The 18,656-nt window shown below is 60.6% G+C and carries 15 protein-coding genes and 1 riboswitch; of the genes, 12 read left to right on the forward strand and 3 right to left on the reverse strand.

All coding sequences use genetic code 11. The annotated features are described in order from the left end of the window. Positions 1-222: 222 nt before the first annotated feature. The gene (locus BW686_RS03000; RefSeq protein ID WP_084914148.1) at positions 223-1,662 is read right to left on the reverse strand and encodes a TolC family outer membrane protein; all 1,440 of its coding nucleotides are present in this window, start codon (positions 1,660-1,662) and stop codon (positions 223-225) included. 162 nt (positions 1,663-1,824) lie between these two features. Beyond that, a riboswitch (TPP riboswitch) is annotated at positions 1,825-1,929 on the forward strand. Positions 1,930-2,085: 156 nt separating this feature from the next. Between BW686_RS03000 and thiC the strand changes: the two genes are divergently transcribed. Continuing rightward, positions 2,086-3,975, forward strand: a complete 1,890-nt coding sequence (thiC, locus tag BW686_RS03005; RefSeq protein ID WP_084914149.1) for a phosphomethylpyrimidine synthase ThiC — start codon at positions 2,086-2,088, stop codon at positions 3,973-3,975. Positions 3,976-5,067: 1,092 nt separating this feature from the next. Here thiC and BW686_RS03015 read toward each other — a convergent pair. Then, positions 5,068-5,817, reverse strand: a complete 750-nt coding sequence (locus BW686_RS03015; protein ID WP_084914151.1) for an RsiV family protein — start codon at positions 5,815-5,817, stop codon at positions 5,068-5,070. Positions 5,818-6,025: 208 nt separating this feature from the next. Between BW686_RS03015 and BW686_RS03025 the strand changes: the two genes are divergently transcribed. The 10 genes from BW686_RS03025 to BW686_RS03065 all read left to right on the forward strand — a co-directional run bounded on the left by BW686_RS03025 (position 6,026) and on the right by BW686_RS03065 (position 15,530). After that, on the forward strand, positions 6,026-6,643 hold the full coding sequence (locus BW686_RS03025; RefSeq protein WP_179149150.1) for an NUDIX domain-containing protein: 618 nt from the start codon (positions 6,026-6,028) through the stop codon (positions 6,641-6,643). After that, positions 6,634-7,086: a DUF1249 domain-containing protein gene (locus tag BW686_RS03030; RefSeq protein ID WP_084914153.1), complete on the forward strand. Its 453-nt coding sequence runs from the start codon at positions 6,634-6,636 to the stop codon at positions 7,084-7,086. Before BW686_RS03025 ends, BW686_RS03030 begins: the two co-directional genes overlap by 10 nt. Before the next feature lie 27 nt (positions 7,087-7,113). Continuing rightward, the gene (locus BW686_RS26750; protein WP_179197220.1) at positions 7,114-7,308 is read left to right on the forward strand and encodes a hypothetical protein; all 195 of its coding nucleotides are present in this window, start codon (positions 7,114-7,116) and stop codon (positions 7,306-7,308) included. An 87-nt stretch (positions 7,309-7,395) separates the two neighbouring features. Next, a complete protein-coding gene (gene cpdA / locus BW686_RS03035; protein WP_084914154.1) occupies positions 7,396-8,202 on the forward strand; it encodes a 3',5'-cyclic-AMP phosphodiesterase in 807 nt (268 codons plus the stop codon). Positions 8,203-8,293: 91 nt separating this feature from the next. Beyond that, positions 8,294-8,902, forward strand: a complete 609-nt coding sequence (locus BW686_RS03040; RefSeq protein ID WP_084914155.1) for a YqiA/YcfP family alpha/beta fold hydrolase — start codon at positions 8,294-8,296, stop codon at positions 8,900-8,902. A 71-nt stretch (positions 8,903-8,973) separates the two neighbouring features. Further along, complete coding sequence (parE, locus tag BW686_RS03045) at positions 8,974-10,878, forward strand: DNA topoisomerase IV subunit B (protein WP_084914156.1); 1,905 nt, start codon at positions 8,974-8,976, stop codon at positions 10,876-10,878. Continuing rightward, positions 10,878-11,867 (forward strand): esterase-like activity of phytase family protein, encoded by a 990-nt coding sequence (locus BW686_RS03050; RefSeq protein WP_373270977.1) that lies wholly within the window; start codon positions 10,878-10,880, stop codon positions 11,865-11,867. Before parE ends, BW686_RS03050 begins: the two co-directional genes overlap by 1 nt. A gap of 38 nt (positions 11,868-11,905) precedes the next feature. Next, positions 11,906-12,385 (forward strand): retropepsin-like aspartic protease family protein, encoded by a 480-nt coding sequence (locus BW686_RS03055; protein WP_179149165.1) that lies wholly within the window; start codon positions 11,906-11,908, stop codon positions 12,383-12,385. Positions 12,386-12,395: 10 nt separating this feature from the next. Beyond that, the gene (gene parC, locus BW686_RS03060) at positions 12,396-14,651 is read left to right on the forward strand and encodes a DNA topoisomerase IV subunit A (protein ID WP_084914159.1); all 2,256 of its coding nucleotides are present in this window, start codon (positions 12,396-12,398) and stop codon (positions 14,649-14,651) included. 183 nt (positions 14,652-14,834) lie between these two features. Then, positions 14,835-15,530, forward strand: a complete 696-nt coding sequence (locus BW686_RS03065) for a PqiC family protein (RefSeq protein ID WP_179149152.1) — start codon at positions 14,835-14,837, stop codon at positions 15,528-15,530. Between the two features lie 195 nt (positions 15,531-15,725). Here the strand turns inward: BW686_RS03065 and BW686_RS03070 are convergent, their stop codons facing one another. Then, on the reverse strand, positions 15,726-17,270 hold the full coding sequence (locus tag BW686_RS03070; protein WP_084914161.1) for a HAMP domain-containing protein: 1,545 nt from the start codon (positions 17,268-17,270) through the stop codon (positions 15,726-15,728). A gap of 130 nt (positions 17,271-17,400) precedes the next feature. On the opposite strand from BW686_RS03070, the gene serB reads away from it, so the two are divergent. Continuing rightward, positions 17,401-18,615: a phosphoserine phosphatase SerB gene (gene serB, locus BW686_RS03075; RefSeq protein ID WP_084914162.1), complete on the forward strand. Its 1,215-nt coding sequence runs from the start codon at positions 17,401-17,403 to the stop codon at positions 18,613-18,615. Positions 18,616-18,656 lie beyond the last annotated feature (41 nt).

The raw sequence follows: 18,656 nt of genomic DNA on the forward strand, positions 1-18,656 counted from the left end.
GCCCAGACACCTCTCGTTCCTCGTTCCATTGGGGAGGACGCAGAGCGTCCAGAACGGCATGCCCACGCGGAGCATGGGCACGATGGGGGCTCCAGACACCTCTCGTTCCTCACGCTCCGCGTGGGAATGCCGTTCGTGACGCTCCGCGTCACACCTGTGCGCCGCGCGACGTACTCAAGGTTTCACGCAGATAGCTCGCGCAATCCTTCCCTGTCAATCCACTCAGCGCTTTGCAGGCCGTTCGAAGTTCTTCTGAGCAGCCGTCGCCAGGTCTGGCGGCAAGAAGTCCTTGTCCGGGTTGTAATCGGGCTTGAGGTAACGTGACAGGTCCTGCAAGTCACCCGGGTTCAGGGTGCCCGCTGCCTGTTTCAGGCGCAGGTTGTCGAGGATGTAGTCATAACGGGTGTTGTTGTAATCGCGCACCGATGCATACAGCTGGCGCTGGGCGTCCAGCACGTCGACGATGTTGCGGGTGCCGACCTGATAGCCGATTTCCGTGGCTTCCAGCGCGCTCTGGTTGGAGATGATCGACTGCTTGCGAGCCTGAACCTGCTCGACATCGGTGTTCACCGCGCGGTGCAGGTTACGGGTGTTTTCCACCACCTGACGGCGCAGGCTTTCGCGGCGCTGTTCGCTCTGGCTCAGGCGCGAATACGCCTCACGCACTTGCGAGCTGGTCAGGCCGCCGCTGTAGATCGGGATATTCAACTGCACGCCAATGCTGCGCTGTTCGACGTCACCGCCGTAGTTCTGGCCGGTGTAGTTGGGATTGCTGAAGCCGAGTGCGTCGTTGTCGCCACGCTGGTAGGTCGCCACCGCATCGAGTGTCGGCGCATGCCCGGCCTTGCGCTGGCGCAGGGTTTCTTCGGCCGCACTGACGGCGTAGTTGCTGGCCAGCAGGTTCAGGTTCTGTTGCGCGGCAGTGTCCACCCAGGCCTTGGCATCATTCGGCGTCGGCGCGAGCACCGGCAAGGTATGCACAATGCCTTCGATGGAGTTGTATTCACGGTTGGTCAATGTCACCAGCGCCTGAAAAGCGTCGTCCACCTGACGTTTGGCGATAAGCCGGCCGGCACGCGAAGTGTCATAGCCGGCTTGGGCCTGAAGCACATCGGTCTTGTCCGACAGGCCGACATCGAAGCGCTCCCTGGCCTGGTCCAGTTGGCGTCTGAACGCTTCCTCCTCAGCCTTGGTCGATGCCAGATTGTCCTGCGCACGCAACACGCTGAAATAGCTCTGGGCTGATTGCAGGATCAGGTTCTGCTCGGTGGCCGACAGCTCCAGCGCCGCTTGTTCGTTGACCGCCTCGGCCGCCTGCAACTGGAACCAGCGGTCAGCGCGAAAGATCGGCTGGCTCAGGGTGGCCTGGTACACCGTGCCGCTGCGGGTTGCCACGGCGCTGGGCCGGTCGATGCTGGTGCGGGTGTTGCTGTTCTGAACGCTGCCGGAAATATTCGGCAGCAGGCCGGCACGTGCCTGCGGCACCGCTTCCTTGCGGGCGTCGTAATCGGCGCGCGAGGCGGCGAGGTCGGCGTTGTTGTCCACCGCCTGCTGGTACACGTTCAGCAGGCCGGTCTTGGTCGGCATTGGCAATTCGGCTGCCCAGGTCAGCCCGCTGGACGCAAACGAAACAGCCACGGCCAACGAAAGTTTGCGCAACATGAGGCATTCCCTGTTCATGAAGAAAGTCATCACGGTTTGGAGAGAAACCGGGTTAGCGAGTGTAGAGCCAGACTCTTTAAGCAACAATCTTCGATTTGCACCATTTATCGAGGTCCGAGCAAATAGGCTGGCATTGCGACTGCGGCCCGTCATAGACTGACGGCGTTCTTGTCGGGGTGCCTTGCTATGAGGCTGAGATCGGTTAAACCGGATCCCGTTGAACCTGATCAGGTTAGCGCCTGCGTAGGGAACAAGATTTCTCGTCTCCCGGCGAGTCCTCTTGAGTGTCGTCCGGGGTCGATTGTTCAAATAATGAACAGTTTCGCCTCCTGTCGATACTCGGCACCAGCACTGGTGCGTCCGTCCGTCATGTTCAGGTCACTCCGACAATCAATCCGCAGCCGGATGTCTGGAGAGCCCGTGATGAGTACAACACAAAAAAACACAGCCCATTTGAGCGAGTCGGCGCAGGTCGATTCCGGATCAGTGCAGCCGTTTACCCGTTCGCAGAAAATCTACGTTCAAGGCTCACGCCCTGACATCCGCGTGCCGATGCGCGAAGTGACACTGGACATCACGCCGACGGATTTTGGCGGCGAAATCAACGCCCCCGTTACCGTGTATGACACCTCCGGCCCGTACACCGACCCCAACGTCATCATTGACGTGCGCAAGGGCCTGGCTGACGTGCGCTCGCCGTGGATCGACTCGCGCAATGACACCGAGCGTCTGCCGGGTCTGAGTTCTCATTTCGGTCAGCAACGCCTGAGCGACGCCGAGTTGACGGCATTGCGCTTCGCCCACGTGCGCAACCCGCGCCGTGCCAGGGCCGGTGCCAACGTCAGCCAGATGCACTATGCCCGTCAGGGCATCATTACCGCCGAGATGGAATACGTCGCCATCCGCGAAAACATGAAACTGCAGGAGGCGCGCGCCGCCGGCCTGCTGACGCAGCAGCACGCCGGGCACAGCTTCGGTGCCAGCATCCCGAAGGAAATCACCGCCGAGTTCGTGCGCGAAGAAATCGCCCGAGGCCGCGCCATCATTCCGGCCAACATCAACCACGTCGAGCTGGAGCCGATGATCATCGGCCGCAACTTCCTGGTGAAGATCAACGGCAATATCGGCAACAGCGCGTTGGGTTCTTCCATCGAAGAAGAAGTCGCCAAACTGACCTGGGGCATTCGCTGGGGGTCGGACACGGTCATGGACCTGTCCACCGGCAAGCACATTCACGAAACCCGCGAATGGATTATCCGCAATTCGCCAGTGCCCATTGGTACAGTGCCGATCTATCAGGCGCTGGAAAAGGTCGGCGGTGCGGCGGAGGACCTGACCTGGGAGCTGTTCCGCGACACGCTGATCGAGCAGGCCGAGCAAGGCGTCGATTACTTCACCATTCATGCGGGCGTGCTGCTGCGCTATGTGCCGCTGACCGCCAAACGCGTGACCGGCATTGTCAGCCGGGGCGGTTCGATCATGGCCAAGTGGTGCCTGGCGCACCATCAGGAAAACTTCCTGTACACCCACTTCGAAGACATCTGCGAAATCATGAAAGCGTACGACGTCAGCTTCTCGCTGGGTGACGGCTTGCGTCCGGGTTCGATTGCCGACGCCAACGACGCGGCCCAGTTCGGCGAGCTGGAAACCCTCGGCGAGCTGACCAAGATTGCCTGGAAGCACGACGTGCAGACCATGATCGAAGGCCCCGGTCATGTGCCGATGCAGTTGATCAAGGAGAACATGGACAAGCAACTGGAGTGCTGTGACGAAGCGCCGTTTTACACCCTCGGCCCGCTGACCACCGACATTGCGCCGGGTTATGACCACATCACGTCAGGCATCGGTGCCGCGATGATCGGCTGGTTCGGTTGCGCCATGCTGTGCTACGTCACGCCCAAGGAACATCTGGGGTTGCCGAACAAAGATGACGTGAAGACCGGGATCATCACTTACAAGATCGCAGCCCATGCGGCGGACCTGGCCAAAGGGCATCCGGGCGCACAGATTCGTGACAATGCCTTGAGCAAGGCGCGTTTCGAGTTCCGCTGGGAAGACCAGTTCAACCTCGGCCTGGACCCGGACACCGCACGCTCGTACCACGACGAAACCCTGCCCAAGGACTCGGCCAAGGTCGCGCACTTCTGCTCCATGTGCGGGCCGAAATTCTGCTCAATGAAAATCACCCAGGAAGTACGCGAGTACGCGGCCAATCAGCGGATTGAAGCGGTAGACGTCGATGTCGCCAAAGGCCTCGCCGAGCAGGCCGAGCGCTTCAAGCAGGAAGGCAGCCAGTTGTACAAGAAGGTGTAGAGGGCGATAGCACGTCGTTATACACAAGTTCGCTTCTGATGCTGGCCGAAGGCCGTAGGAGCGAACTTGCCACGCCCTGCGGGCAGAGGCGTACTCTGCGTCCGACGCATCGTCATGCACAAGTCCGCTTCTGATGCTGGCCGAAGGCCGTGGGAGCGAGCTTGCTCGCGAAGGGGCCAGTGCAGTCATTGAAAATGGGGCGTCTGAACCCTCGTCTTCGCGAACAAGTTCGCTCCCACGCCCTGCGGGCAGAAGCGTGCTCTGCGTCCGATGCATCGTCATGCAAAGTCCGCTTTTGATTCTGGCCAAAGGCCGTGGGGGCAAGCTCACTTCCATGCCCTGCGGGCAGAAGCGTGCTCTGCGTCCGATGCATCGTCATGCACAAGCCCGCTTTTTGATGCTGGCCGAAGGCCGTGGGGGCAAGCTCACTTCCACGCCCTGCGGGCAGAAGCGTGCTTTGTGTCTGATGCATCGTCATGCACAAGTCCGCTTTTGATTCTGGCCAAAGGCCGTGGGAGCGAGCTTGCTCGCGAAGGGGCCAGTGCAGTCATTGAAAGTGGGGCGTTTGAACCCTCGTCTTCGCGAACAAGTTCGCTCCCACGCCCTTTGGGCAGAGGCGTGCCCTGCGTCCGATGCAGCGCTATGCACCAGTCCGCTTTTGATGCTGGCCGAAGGCCGTGGGGGCAAGCTCACTTCCATGCCCTGCGGGCAGAAGCGTGCTTTGTGTCCGATGCATCGTTATGCACAAGTCCGCTTTTGATTCTGGCCAAAGGCCGTGGGAGCGAGCTTGCTCGCGAAGGGGCCAGTGCAGTCATTGAAAATGGGGCGTCTGAACCCTCGTCTTCGCGAACAAGTTCGCTCCCACGCCCTGCGGGCAGAAGCGTGCTCTGCGTCTGATGCATCGTCATGCACAAGCCCGCTTTTTGATGCTGGCCTAAGGCCGTGGGGGCAAGCTTGCCACGCCCTGTGGGCAGAGGCGTGCTCTGCGTCATCGCACCTGTCACGTGCTGGCCAATCTCTACGCTGAGGTGGGCGCAACACTGCCAGCGCTCATCGGCGCTGGCGTGTTGTAACGGTTGATCGGCAGAGCGATCAACCGCGGCCGGGGAACAGTTCCGGTTTGAGGATGCCGTTGAGCTGAGGGTAGGGCACCTTCAGTTCGATGTGGCCCATCGAATACGGTGCGATGGTATCCACCGAGTATTTGAGGATCACGGCGCCGTAGGTCAGCGCAATGTGCGGCGTGCGCTTGAAGGGCCAGGTCTTCATGAACTCGCTGTCTTCATTCATCTTGGTCGATATCAGCCAGCTCTGGTGAGCCAACTGGACTTTCTGCCAGAACTCGCTTTCCTTGCCCGGAATGATCATGTCGGCCAGCGTCAGGACTTTCTGTTGCTGGCGCGAATAGTTGATGAACGCACGGCCAGGATTGCCATGAGCGCCACCACCGGTATCGAGGTAGCTGGACAGTTCTACAACCACGATACCGTCATGCTGCTCGCGTACCTTGGCTTGCAGGTAACTGGCATTGCGACCCTGTGCCTGGCTCAGGAACTGCTCCTGATACGCCTTGATGGACGGCGGTGTGGTGGTGCTGGTATCGCCGACCGTCAGTTGCAGCAGCGTTTTCTGAACGATGGCGTCCAGGCGCGGCTCATCCGGGAAATGCACGGTATCGATGTTCACCAACGGGCAATCTGCCGTGGTGCAGCCCGGCTTGATCAGCTCGGACGCATCGCGCTGGACTTGCAGCGGTGCGCGCATGTTGGGCGTGAAGAGGCTTTGGCAGGCGCCGAGCAACAGGGCCAGGCAAGCCAGTGAAGTGATCCTCAGTAACGACATGTTGATCCTTGGCAGTGTCAATAAAGGCGGTTGCGTTGTGCGTGTGCAGGCTGGTTTGACTGTGGACAACGACTTCGGTTCGCTAGATGGCAGATTAGAATTGTTTTAGGCCCCAACCGTCTACCCTGCATGTTCAAGGGGGCTGCATCCGACCGTCGATGCGCGTTAGGATGGCCCGATGTCAAAAATGGCGGCAAGCGAGAATTCCATGACCCAGACCACACGCACTGAACCCAAGGCTTTTGAAACGATCAGCCGCGAAAACTGCTTCAAAGGCTTTTACAGGCTGGACAAGTTACACGTGCGTCACGAACTGTTCGCCGGTGGCATGAGCAAGGAAATCAGCCGCGAGCTGTTCGTTCGTCATGACGCTGTTTGCGTGCTTCCTTATGACGCCAAACGCGATGAAGTGGTGCTGATCGAGCAGTTCCGCGTCGGCGCCATGAAAAAGACCCAGAACCCTTGGCTGATCGAACTGGTCGCCGGTCTTATCGACAAGGATGAGCAGCCGGAAGAAGTTGCTCATCGTGAGGCAGAAGAGGAAGCTGGGCTTGTGTTCGACGCGCTGTGGCCGATCACCAAATATTTCCCTTCGCCGGGCGGCAGTGACGAATTCGTTCACTTGTACATGGGGCGCTGCAGCAGCGAAGGGGCGGGTGGGTTGCACGGCCTTGAGTCCGAAGGCGAAGACATCCGCGTGACGGTCTGGTCCTTCGACGACGCGATGCAAGCCATGAAAGACGGAGAAATCAAGAACGCTTCAACGATCATTGCCTTGCAATGGCTGGCGTTGAACCGCGCTGAAATAAGGGGGTTATGGTCGTGAATCTATTGCGTGACCGCTATCGTGTCGACCTTGCCGGGCTGCAGGCTGCGTGCGAGGCGAACTATGCACGCCTGATGCGTCTGCTGCCCGACATGCGCAACGAACAGCGTTCACGCCGCGTCGCCGTTACCCAGGGCGACCAGATGCTGGGCGTGCTGGCCGTCGAAGTGCTGCTCGACTGCCCGTACACCACCACGCTGCAAGTCCGGCAGGAACACAGCCTGCCCTGGCTGCCGGTGCCGGTGCTTGAAGTGCAGGTCTACCACGACGCGCGCATGGCCGAAGTCATCGGCGCCGAACACGCGCGCCGCTTTCGTGGCATCTATCCGTACCCGAACGCCGATATGCATCAGCCGGATGAAAAGGCCCAGCTCAATCTGTTTCTCGGCGAATGGCTGAGTCATTGCCTGGCGTGCGGGCATGAGTTTGAAGCGGTGCGTTGATTGTTTTGCGGCTCATCCTGATGACTGATGCCGTGGACCGTTCATCTGGCGGGGCTAGCTCTCAGCGTTGTTTCTGCATCTGTAATGGCAGGACATATCAGCCCTGACAAGCCTCATGAGCACGCACTTGATGACCTCTTGGGTGCCGCGCTGGCAGGCATGCTGGTGGTGTGGCTGGTGGCTTCAATTGCGCTCAAGCGCCGAGCGAATCAGCAAATGTGACCAAATGCTCATTCGCCCCCACATTCCCGGTTTACCCATTCGTTGCCACATCACATAATCGCGCTGAATCCTCCTTGGGAGACGGTCTTGCCGAGCGCAGCCCCTAAATCGTCAGTCCTGCTGGTCCAGCTATCCGACAGCCACCTGTTCGCCGAGGCGGACGGGGCGTTGCTGGGTATGAGTACCCGGGACAGTCTGGAAAAAGTCGTTGACCGGGTGCTGGCCGAGCAGCCTCAAGTGGATCTGGTGGTGGCCAGCGGGGATATTTCCCAGGATGGCAGCGTCGGGTCCTACGAGGCGTTTCGCCAGATCAGTGCGCGAATCGAAGCGCCTGCGCGCTGGTTTGCCGGCAATCACGACGAGTTGCCGCAGATGGAGCATGTCGCCGAGCGCGACGGGCTGTTGAACCCGGTGGCCGATGTCGGTCAGTGGCGGATCACGCTGCTGGACTCGGCCGTGCCCGGCTCGGTGCCGGGGTTTCTGGCGCAATCACAGCTGCAACTGTTGGAACGGTCGTTGAGCGAAGCGCCTGACCGGCATCATCTGGTTTGCCTGCACCATCATCCGGTGGCCATCGGCTGTGAGTGGATGGCGCCCATCGGCCTGCGCAATGCCGACGCGCTGTTCGCGGTGCTGGACCGGTTTGCCCAGGTCCGGGCTGTGCTGTGGGGGCATGTGCATCAGGAGTTCGACCAGGTGCGCAACGGCGTGCGCCTGCTGGCATCGCCTTCGACCTGCATCCAGTTCGCACCGGGCAGTGTGGATTTCAAGGTGGACACGTCGGCGCCAGGGTATCGCTGGCTGCGGCTGCACGATGACGGACGGCTGGAGACCGCCGTGTCCCGCGTGGTCGGCATGACGTTCGAGGTGGACTACGGCGGAACCGGGTATTGAAGAATGAGCGGGCCGACACGTTTCCGGTGAGGTGTTGTAGCGTGAGTCCCTGTAAACTACACGGCTTTGCCTTGCACCCGGGAGCGATAGCGTGACCAGCGACACACCTTCATTGCTGTATATACACGGCCTGAACAGCTCGGCCCTGTCGAGAAAGGCCTGTCAGCTGGTGACGCTGATGACATCACTGGGCCTGGCAGATCGCCTGCAAGTGCCTGAACTGCATCACCATCCGCGTCAGGCCATGCTTCAACTCGAGTCGGCCATAGACGCGCTGGGCCGCCCTTTGCTGGTCGGCAGCTCTCTCGGCGGCTACTATGCGACTCATTTGGCGCAGCGTCACGGGCTCAAGGCTGTGCTGATCAACCCGGCGGTCAACCCGCATCAGCTTTTTGACGGGTTCCTCGGCACGCAGCAGAACCTGTACACCGGTGAGCAATGGCAACTGACCGAAGACCATATTCAGGCGCTGGCGGAGCTGGAAGTCCCGGCCCCGCAAGACCCGCAGCAGTTTCAGGTGTGGCTGCAGACCGGTGACGAGACCCTCGATTACCGTCGCGCCGAAACGTTTTACCGGCATTGCGCGCTGCGCATTCAGTCAGGGGGCGACCACAGCTTTCAAGGTTTTGCCGAGCGGTTGCCTGCGCTGCTGAGTTTTGCCGGATTTGCACCCGATCTGCTGCAGAAGATCGACCTGTGACCGATGCCCGGTCATGTGAATGCAAGAACATTGAATCCCGAAATTTCATGAAAGATTGATAACGAGAACCCATGGCCAATCCCAGCGCTAGCTCTTATAACGCAGACGCCATCGAAGTCCTCTCGGGCCTCGATCCGGTTCGCAAACGTCCGGGCATGTACACCGACACCTCGCGGCCCAATCACCTGGCGCAGGAAGTCATCGACAACAGCGTCGATGAGGCCCTGGCCGGTCATGCGCGCTCGGTGCAGGTCATTCTGCATGCCGACAACTCTCTGGAAGTGTCCGACGACGGTCGCGGCATGCCGGTGGACATTCACCCGGAAGAGGGCGTGTCCGGCGTCGAGCTGATCCTGACCAAGCTGCACGCAGGTGGCAAATTCTCCAACAAGAACTATCAGTTTTCCGGCGGCCTGCACGGCGTGGGTATTTCCGTGGTCAACGCGCTGTCCACCCAGGTCCGGGTGCGGGTCAAACGTGATGGCAATGAATACGAAATGACCTTCGCCGACGGCTACAAGGCCACTGAACTGGCCGTCATCGGCACCGTCGGCAAGCGCAACACCGGCACCAGCGTCTATTTCGCGCCGGACCCGAAGTATTTCGATACCCCCAAGTTTTCCGTCAGCCGTCTCAAGCACGTACTCAAGGCCAAGGCGGTGTTGTGCCCGGGGCTGCTGGTCAGCTTCGAAGACAAATCTTCGGGCGAGAAAGTCGAGTGGCATTACGAAGACGGTTTGCGCTCTTATCTGCAGGATTCGGTCACCGACTTCCTGCGCCTGCCGGACGAACCGTTCTGCGGCAGCTTTGCCGGTAATAAAGAAGCGGTCGATTGGGCGCTGCTGTGGTTGCCTGAAGGCGGCGACAGTGTGCAGGAAAGCTACGTCAACCTGATTCCGACGGCGCAAGGCGGCACGCACGTCAATGGCCTGCGCCAGGGCCTGCTGGATGCAATGCGCGAGTTCTGCGAATTCCGCAATCTGCTGCCGCGCGGCGTGAAGCTGGCCCCGGAAGACGTCTGGGAGCGCATCGCCTTCGTCCTGTCGATGAAAATGCAGGAGCCACAGTTCTCCGGTCAGACCAAAGAGCGCCTGTCGTCCCGCGAAGCCGCCGCGTTCGTTTCCGGTGTGGTCAAGGATGCCTTCAGCCTGTGGCTCAACACGCACTCCGAGCTGGGCCTGCAACTGGCCGACCTGGCGATCAACAACGCTGGCCGCCGCCTCAAGGCCAGCAAGAAGGTCGAGCGCAAGCGCATCACTCAAGGGCCGGCACTGCCCGGCAAACTGGCTGATTGCGCGGGTCAGGACCCGGCGCGTTCCGAGCTGTTTCTGGTCGAGGGTGATTCCGCGGGCGGGTCGGCCAAGCAGGCGCGAGACAAGGAATTCCAGGCCATCCTGCCGCTGCGCGGGAAGATTCTGAACACGTGGGAAGTGGACGGCGGCGAAGTCCTCGCCAGCCAGGAAGTCCACAACATTGCCGTTGCCATCGGTGTCGATCCGGGCGCTGCCGACATCAGCCAGTTGCGCTACGGCAAGATCTGCATCCTCGCCGACGCCGACTCGGACGGTCTGCACATCGCCACGCTGCTGTGCGCGCTGTTCGTCCAGCACTTCCGCCCTTTGGTGGATGCCGGTCACGTGTACGTCGCGATGCCGCCGCTTTACCGGATCGATCTGGGCAAGGAAATCTACTACGCGCTGGACGAAGGCGAGCGCGACGGGATTCTTGACCGTCTGGTGGCCGAGAAGAAACGCGGCAAACCACAGGTCACCCGATTCAAGGGGCTGGGTGAAATGAACCCGCCGCAGTTGCGCGAAACCACGATGGACCCCAATACGCGGCGTCTGGTGCAGCTTACGCTGGACGATTACGCCGCGACCTCGGAAATGATGGACATGCTGCTCGCCAAGAAGCGTGCGGGTGATCGCAAGTCCTGGCTCGAATCCAAGGGCAACCTCGCCGAGGTTCTGACTTGATGCGAGCGTGGCTCGCTGCGTTGGGCTGCGTTTTTCTGGCTTTTCTGGCGGCTCCGGTTCTTGCTGCGCCGCTTGAGGTCCTGACGCTGCAATCCGAGCATCCGGTTGACGGCATGGTCGGCGGCAATCTGTCGGGTCTGGCCATGTGCAATGGTCGGCTCTGGACAGTCTCGGACCGTGACGACAACCTGCTGTACAGCCTTGATGTGTCCGAAAACACCTGGAAGGCCGAGCCGCAACGCATCGACGCGCCAGCGCCGCAGAGCTTTCTGCCGCTGAATTTGCGTTCGCTCGCGCATCTGTCATCCGTGGTGCGAGGCGGTGATCTGGATTTCGAAGGCATCAGTTGTGACGCCGCCGGTAATCGCTATCTGGTCAGCGAGGCGTATGGCACGGTCCTCAAGGTGCCCGTCAGCGGCACGCCGTCATGGCTGCCGCTGCCTGAAGAACTGATCGAACAGGCCCGTGCGCAAGGCATGTTGCAGCACTTCAATGCGATCTTCGAAGGTATCGCGGTGAATGCCGAAGGCAATCGCCTCTGGCTGGCCGCCGAGCGCGAGAAACGTGGTTTGTTGAGGGTGCAACGTGACGGGGGCCAGTGGAACTGTGGGCAAGGCTGCGTGATGTTGTCCGAGTCGGGCAAAGACCGGTTGCCGGCAGAACAGGGTGGCAAAAGCGTTTCCACGGATTTTTCCGATCTGTCGCTGTACAACGGCAAGCTGTTCACGCTGGAGCGCGCGGTGTACCGGATTTGTCGTCGGGATGTGCAGACAGGGCAGGTCGAACGCTGCTGGTCGTTTGCCAGGGAAGCGATGGTGCCGTCCCGCCGCTACAATCAGCCCTATGGCCTGACCGAAGCGCTGGTGGTGGACGAGACCGGCGCCTGGGTCGGCATCGACAACAACTTCGGCGCTCGCGCCGACGGCGAGAAACGCCCGATTGTCTGGCGTTTCGCCGCGCCACAGGACGGCTGGAGTGCAGGTCAGTGAGCGAAATACAGCCCGGCAAACGCGCAGGCAAGGTATTGATGATCATGGCTTGGGCAGCCGGCCTGTTTCTGGCTACGCGCTTTTTTGGTGACTGGGAAGACAAGCAGCAAAACCCTAACGCCGTGGTCACTTCGCAGCACGGTGACGGCTATATTGAGGTGCAACTGGCTGGTAATCGTCAGGGGCATTTCGTCAGTACCGGCCAGATCAATGGCCGGACGGTGGAGTTCATGATCGACACCGGCGCGACCGATGTCGCGATACCCGGTGACATGGCCGATAGCCTTGGTCTGAAGCGCGGCTTGCCGGTCACGGTCAGTACCGCCAACGGCAATAGCCAGGGCTTTCGTACCACGCTGGATCGTTTGCAACTGGGCGACATCGTCCTGAACAACGTGCGCGCTCTGGTGGCGCCCGGCCTTGACGGCGAGCAGGTGCTGCTGGGCATGAGTGCAATGAAACAACTCGAATTCACACAGCGCGGTGGCAACTTGCTGCTGCGCCAGTCAACGAAATGATGAGGCCCGCATGAGCGACTCCCTTGACCTCAGCCTGGATGGCGTAGAACGCCGATCACTGGCTGACTTCACCGAACAGGCCTACCTCAACTACTCCATGTACGTGATCATGGACCGTGCCTTGCCGCACATCGGCGACGGCCTGAAACCCGTCCAGCGGCGCATCATCTACGCGATGAGCGAGCTGGGCCTGGGCGCCGACGCCAAGCACAAGAAATCGGCGCGTACCGTCGGTGACGTGCTCGGCAAGTTTCACCCTCACGGCGATTCGGCCTGCTACGAAGCTATGGTGCTGATGGCCCAGCCGTTCAGTTATCGCTACACGCTGGTGGACGGGCAGGGCAACTGGGGTGCGCCGGATGATCCCAAATCCTTCGCCGCCATGCGTTACACCGAGGCGCGTCTCTCGCGCTACTCCGAAGTCCTGCTCAGCGAGCTGGGCCAAGGCACCGCAGACTGGGTGCCGAACTTCGACGGTACGCTGGATGAACCTGCGGTGTTGCCGGCCCGTTTGCCGAATATCCTGCTCAATGGCACCACCGGCATTGCCGTCGGCATGGCCACGGACGTTCCGCCGCACAACCTGCGTGAAGTGGCCAGCGCCTGTGTTCGCCTGCTGGACGAGCCAAAGGCCACGATCCCCGAGCTGTGCGAGCATATTCTGGGGCCGGATTACCCGACCGAAGCCGAGATCATCACCCCGCGCGCCGACCTGTTGAAAATTTACGAAACCGGTCGTGGTTCGGTGCGCATGCGTGCCGTGTACCGCATCGAAGATGGCGACATCGTTGTCACGTCGCTGCCGCATCAGGTGTCCGGCGCCAAGGTGCTGGAGCAGATCGCCGCTCAGATGCAGGCCAAGAAACTGCCGATGGTGGCGGACCTGCGTGACGAGTCGGACCACGAAAACCCTTGCCGCATCGTGATCATCCCGCGCTCCAACCGGGTTGAGCTGGACGAGCTGATGCAGCATCTGTTCGCCACCACCGAGCTGGAGTCCAGCTATCGGGTGAACATCAACATCATCGGTCTGGATGGCAAGCCGCAGCTCAAGAACCTCAAGACGCTGCTCGGCGAATGGCTGACGTTCCGCATCGGTACCGTGCGTCGTCGTCTGCAGTTCCGTCTGGACAAGGTCGAGCATCGTTTGCACCTGTTGGACGGTTTGCTGACGGCTTACCTGAACCTGGATGAAGTGATCCACATCATCCGGACCGCCGAACATCCCAAGGCCGAGCTGATTGCCCGCTTCGGGCTGTCGGAAATCCAGGCGGATTACATTCTCGACACCCGCCTGCGTCAGTTGGCGCGTCTCGAAGAGATGAAGCTGCGCAGCGAACAGGATGCACTGCTTAAAGAACAAGCCAAGCTTCAGGCCTTGCTGGGTAGCGAGGCCAAGCTGCGCAAGCTGGTGCGCGCCGAGCTGATCGCCGACGCGGAAACCTACGGCGATGACCGCCGTTCGCCCATCGTCGCTCGCGCCGAAGCCAAGGCGCTGTCTGAAAACGAACTGATGCCGACCGAGCCGGTGACGGTGGTGCTGTCGGAAAAAGGCTGGGTGCGTTGCGCCAAGGGCCATGACATCGATGCGACAGGGCTTTCCTATAAAGCGGGAGACGGTTTCAAGACCTCGTCCATCGGGCGCTCCAACCAGTTTGCCGTGTTCATCGACTCGACCGGGCGCAGCTATTCGGTTGCGGCGCACACCTTGCCTTCCGCGCGTGGCCAAGGCGAACCGCTGACCGGCAAGCTGCAACCGCCGCCGGGCGCGACGTTCGAGTGTGTATTGATGCCGGAAGACGACGCGCTGTACGTGATCGCGTCCGATGCCGGTTACGGCTTTGTGGTCAAGGGCGAAGACCTGCAAGCCAAGAACAAGGCCGGCAAGGCGCTGCTGAGCCTGCCCGCCGGTGCCAAGGTCATTCTGCCGCGGCCGGTGTCTGATCGTGAGCAGAACTGGCTGGCAGCGGTGACCACTGAAGGCCGTCTGCTGGTGTTCAAAATCAGTGATCTGCCGCAACTGGGCAAAGGCAAGGGCAACAAGATTATCGGTATTCCGGGCGAGCGGGTGGCCAGTCGTGAGGAATACGTGACCGATCTGGCCGTGATCGCACAGGGCGCGACTCTCGTTCTTCAGGCCGGAAAGCGAACCCTGTCACTCAAACCTGAAGACATTGAACATTACAAGGGTGAGCGTGGCCGTCGTGGCAATAAACTGCCAAGGGGCTTCCAGCGCGTCGACGCGTTATTGGTGGAAAATAGCTGAAAACATTGATCTGGGACCAGTGTTCTTCGTTTTGCCACGAAGTACGATGCATAATCGCTGGAGTCAGACTGCATATTCACGGATGATATGGGGTCTTGGGGTGCATGCGTGGCTCAGTGCCTGCATGGGTCTTGAAAGCACTTATACCGTGGCTAGTCTCTGGGCGGCCACTTGGATGGGATGATGAATTTTCTACGCCTTCCCCTGATCTTGCTGATGACAGGCGTGCTGGGTCTGGCTGGTTGCAGTGTGCGCCAGCCGACCGCGCTGTATCAGCTTGATAGCGGTGAGCCTGGTCAGCCGAAACAGAGTAGTGGTCTGGCAGTATTGCTGGGTCCTGTTTCGGTGGCCGACTATCTGCAACGCGAAACCCTTCTGCAACGCCAGCCTGATGGCACCCTGACCGCATCGCCGGATGGGCGCTGGGCAGGCAACCTGTCTTCGGACATCGATCAACTGCTTTTGCGTCAGCTGGCCTGGAAACTCGACAGCCAGCGTGTCGTGATGGCGCCAGCGGTTGCCAATTTCACGCCGGACGTTCAGGTCGTGCTCTCGATCACCCGACTGGACTCCGGCGCCAAACAGCCTGCCGTTCTGGATGCGCAATGGCGTCTTCTGGACCGCAAAGGCCATGTGCGTGACAGCCGGCTGGTACACCTTGAACAGGTCCACGCTGGCAGCTCTGCCGATCAGGTCAAGGCACAAGGCATGCTGTTGCAACGCCTGGCCGACCAGGTCAGCACCGCCATCAAGCCTATTTCATGGCAACCGCTTGAAGAGCCGAAAAAGGCCCCGGTCGCCAAGGCCAAAGAGCCTGACAAGCCACGGATCCCGATGGCATCGCCGATACGTACCGACCTTGAAGTGTTCCGCTTCTAACATCGGACAAACAAAAAAGCCCGCAGCGATGCGGGCTTTTTGTTGGGTGTTCGGCGCAACACTTCTTGTTCTGAACGCTTCAGCGCGGGAACGCCTCTCGCTACGCTGTGCGTCGCTGGTGGGCGCACAATGTCCCGAACGGCATGCCCACGCAGAGCATGGGCACGATAGGTGTTGGGGTGCGAGAGGCGGTGGTCAGGCTTTGTTGGCGTCGTGCATGCGCGCCAGTTGGCGTTCGAGCATTGACGGGTAAGGCTCCATCAGGCGCTCGACGCAGCAGGCGCCTTCAGGGCTGGCGATGGGGCGGATGCGGGCGCGTTGGCGGATCAGCGGATCATCGTTGATTCGCCGCTCGACCAGCAGCAGATTGCGGCTGTGCTGAGACAGGGCCAATGCGTTCTGGGCGGTTTCGGTCAGCAGCAGGTCGATCTGGCTCAGGTCGCTCAGGTTTTCACCCAGGGTCAGGCCCAGTTGCAATTGCAGGGTGATGCCGCTGTCCGCCACTTCAATCTGCAAGGCGTGGCTCAGTGCCCGCAGCAGTTCGCCGCAGCAGATGGCGTTGGTCAGGTAATCGTCGCCGCTTTCATGGCTGTGAAACAGCATCAGCGTGCTGCCGTCATTCAAGGTGTGCAGTTCACCTTCATACACCGACGCCGCCTGATCAAGGCAGTCGCGATAACGTTGCAGCAATTCGGTCAGACGCGCACGAGGCAGGCGGCGCAACTGGTCCTGCGAACCAAGTTGCACGGCCAGCACGGCGCTGTCGTGGGGTTCACGCTGAACGACCGCAGCGGCTGCGGGACGCACGGCTGACGAGTTGCTGGAATGGTCGCGAAGGTCAGCGAACGGGTCTTCTTCGTCCTCTTCATCTTCTTCGGCGACGATGCGGCGCTGCACGGGCGGCGCTGGCAGGCGAGGCTTCGGTTCGCTGAGCGTCGAACTGCGTGTGGTGACAGGCGGCGCAGGCTTTTCTTCAGGCTCCAGATACGGATCGTCGCCGTCGTCTTCGTCATACTCCGGTTCGGGCAACGGTTCCGGTTCGGGAATCGGCGGCGCGAACGAGGCGCGCAACTGCCGGGCGAGATCGCCGATCTCGTCCTGACGATCAGTGGCCGGCGTGTACGGGTCGATGTTCCGCAACCAGATGCGCATCTGCATCAACGGCGTGGAGATATGCCGGCCAAGGCGCAGGCTGAGGGCCAGCGCCAGTGCCAGCAGAATACCCGCCAGAATGCCCATGCTCTGCAGGCTGATGGTCATCGGCTGCTGGAACTGTGACATGTCGAGGCTGATGCGCAGATGACCTGCCATCACATCCTGGAACGTGATCTTGATTTCATACAGGCCCTGAGCCTCACCCAGAATCCCGTTTTTCGGGCGCTGGCCGGCTTCCGCGAGGATGCGGTTATCCACACTGTAGATAGCGGCGTGCGCTACCAGCGGGTTTTTGACCAGATTGCCCAGCAGCACGTTGAGACTGAGGATGTCGTTGGACACCAGCAGTTCGGTAGCCGACGTAGCCGTCTGGGTCGTCAGGGCCTGCCCCAGTGCGTCAGCCTGTTCATGCATGGCCTGCTTGAACTGCAGGCCCATGACACCGGCGTAGATCACCAGCGCCAAAGCGACCAGGATCACGTTATGGCTGGCAATGCGCAAAGCGATCGGTACACGGCGATGACGCAGGGCACGAAAGATGAGCAGGAAGAAATTATCGGTTTTAACGGGCGTGGGCCGGTTCACAGAGCACGGCTCTTTCGGTGAAGTTGTCGCGCAGTATAACGAGCGACCCAGTAGCGGCAAAGCGCTGCCTGTGCCCGATGGTCACTGAAAGTGGTTAGAATGCGGTTTTTTTCCACTGCGGGGGTGCGCCTTGCGCGAAATCGTCCTGATTAACATCACTGGTGTCGACCGTCCCGGTCTCACCGCTGCCATCACCGGCGTCCTCGCCCAGGGTGGCGTGAACATTCTCGATATTGGTCAGGCGGTGATCCACGACACCCTGTCGTTCGGCATCCTGGTTGAAATTCCGGATACCGTCGAAGGTTCGTCCGTGCTCAAGGACATCCTGTTCACAGCCTATAAGCTGGACCAACAGGTGCGCTTCACGGCGGTGTCCGAAAAGGATTATGAGCACTGGGTCGAAGGCCAGGGCAAGTCGCGTCATATCGTGACGCTGTTGACCCGCAAGGTGACCGCCGAGCAATTGCAGTGTGTCAGCGCCATTACGGCGAAGTACGGGTTGAATATCGATCAGATCGATCGTCTGTCCGGTCGCATGCCGCTCGACACGCCTGCCGACAAGGGCAAGGGCTGCATCGAGTTCACGGTGCGCGGCGAGCCTGCCGATCCGAAAGCCATGCAGGCCGAGTTTCTTGCGGTGGCGCAGGAGCTGAACGTCGATATCGCATTCCAGCAGGACTCGCTGTTTCGCCGCAATCGGCGTCTGGCGGTGTTCGACATGGACTCGACCCTGATCGAAGCCGAAGTGATCGACGAGCTGGCCAAGGCCGCAGGCGTCGGCGAGCAGGTTTCCGAGATTACCGAGCGTGCGATGCGCGGCGAGCTGGATTTCAGTGAAAGCTTCAAGGAGCGTCTGGCCTTGCTCAAGGGGCTGGATGTCAGCGTGCTGGACGAAATCGGCGCTTCGCTGCGGCTGACCGAAGGCGCTGAAACCCTGTTCGCCGAACTCAAGCGTCTGGGCTACAAAACAGCGATTCTGTCAGGTGGCTTTACCTACTTCGCCAAACAACTGCAGGCAAAGCTGGGCATCGATTACGTGTATGCCAATGAACTAGAAGTGGTCGACGGCAAGGTCACGGGCGTCGCCGTCGAGCCTATCGTCAATGCTCAGCGCAAGGCAGACCTGCTGCGTGAACTGGCTCATAAGGAAGGCTTGAGCCTGGAGCAGACCATTGCGGTCGGCGACGGGGCCAATGACTTGCCGATGCTGGCGATTGCCGGGCTGGGTGTGGCGTTCCGTGCCAAACCGCTGGTCAAGCAGTCGGCCAAACAGGCGATCTCGACACTGGGGCTGGACGGGGTTCTGTATTTGCTGGGCTTCCGCGACCGCGAAGCACAGCGCTGAGCCTGGCGTTGCGGGCCGTCGTGACAGCGCAATCTGTTGCG

Origin of the sequence: Pseudomonas syringae (assembly GCF_002157375.1) — a bacterium.
In the GTDB taxonomy this organism is placed as follows: Bacteria; Pseudomonadota; Gammaproteobacteria; order Pseudomonadales; family Pseudomonadaceae; genus Aquipseudomonas; species Aquipseudomonas syringae_T.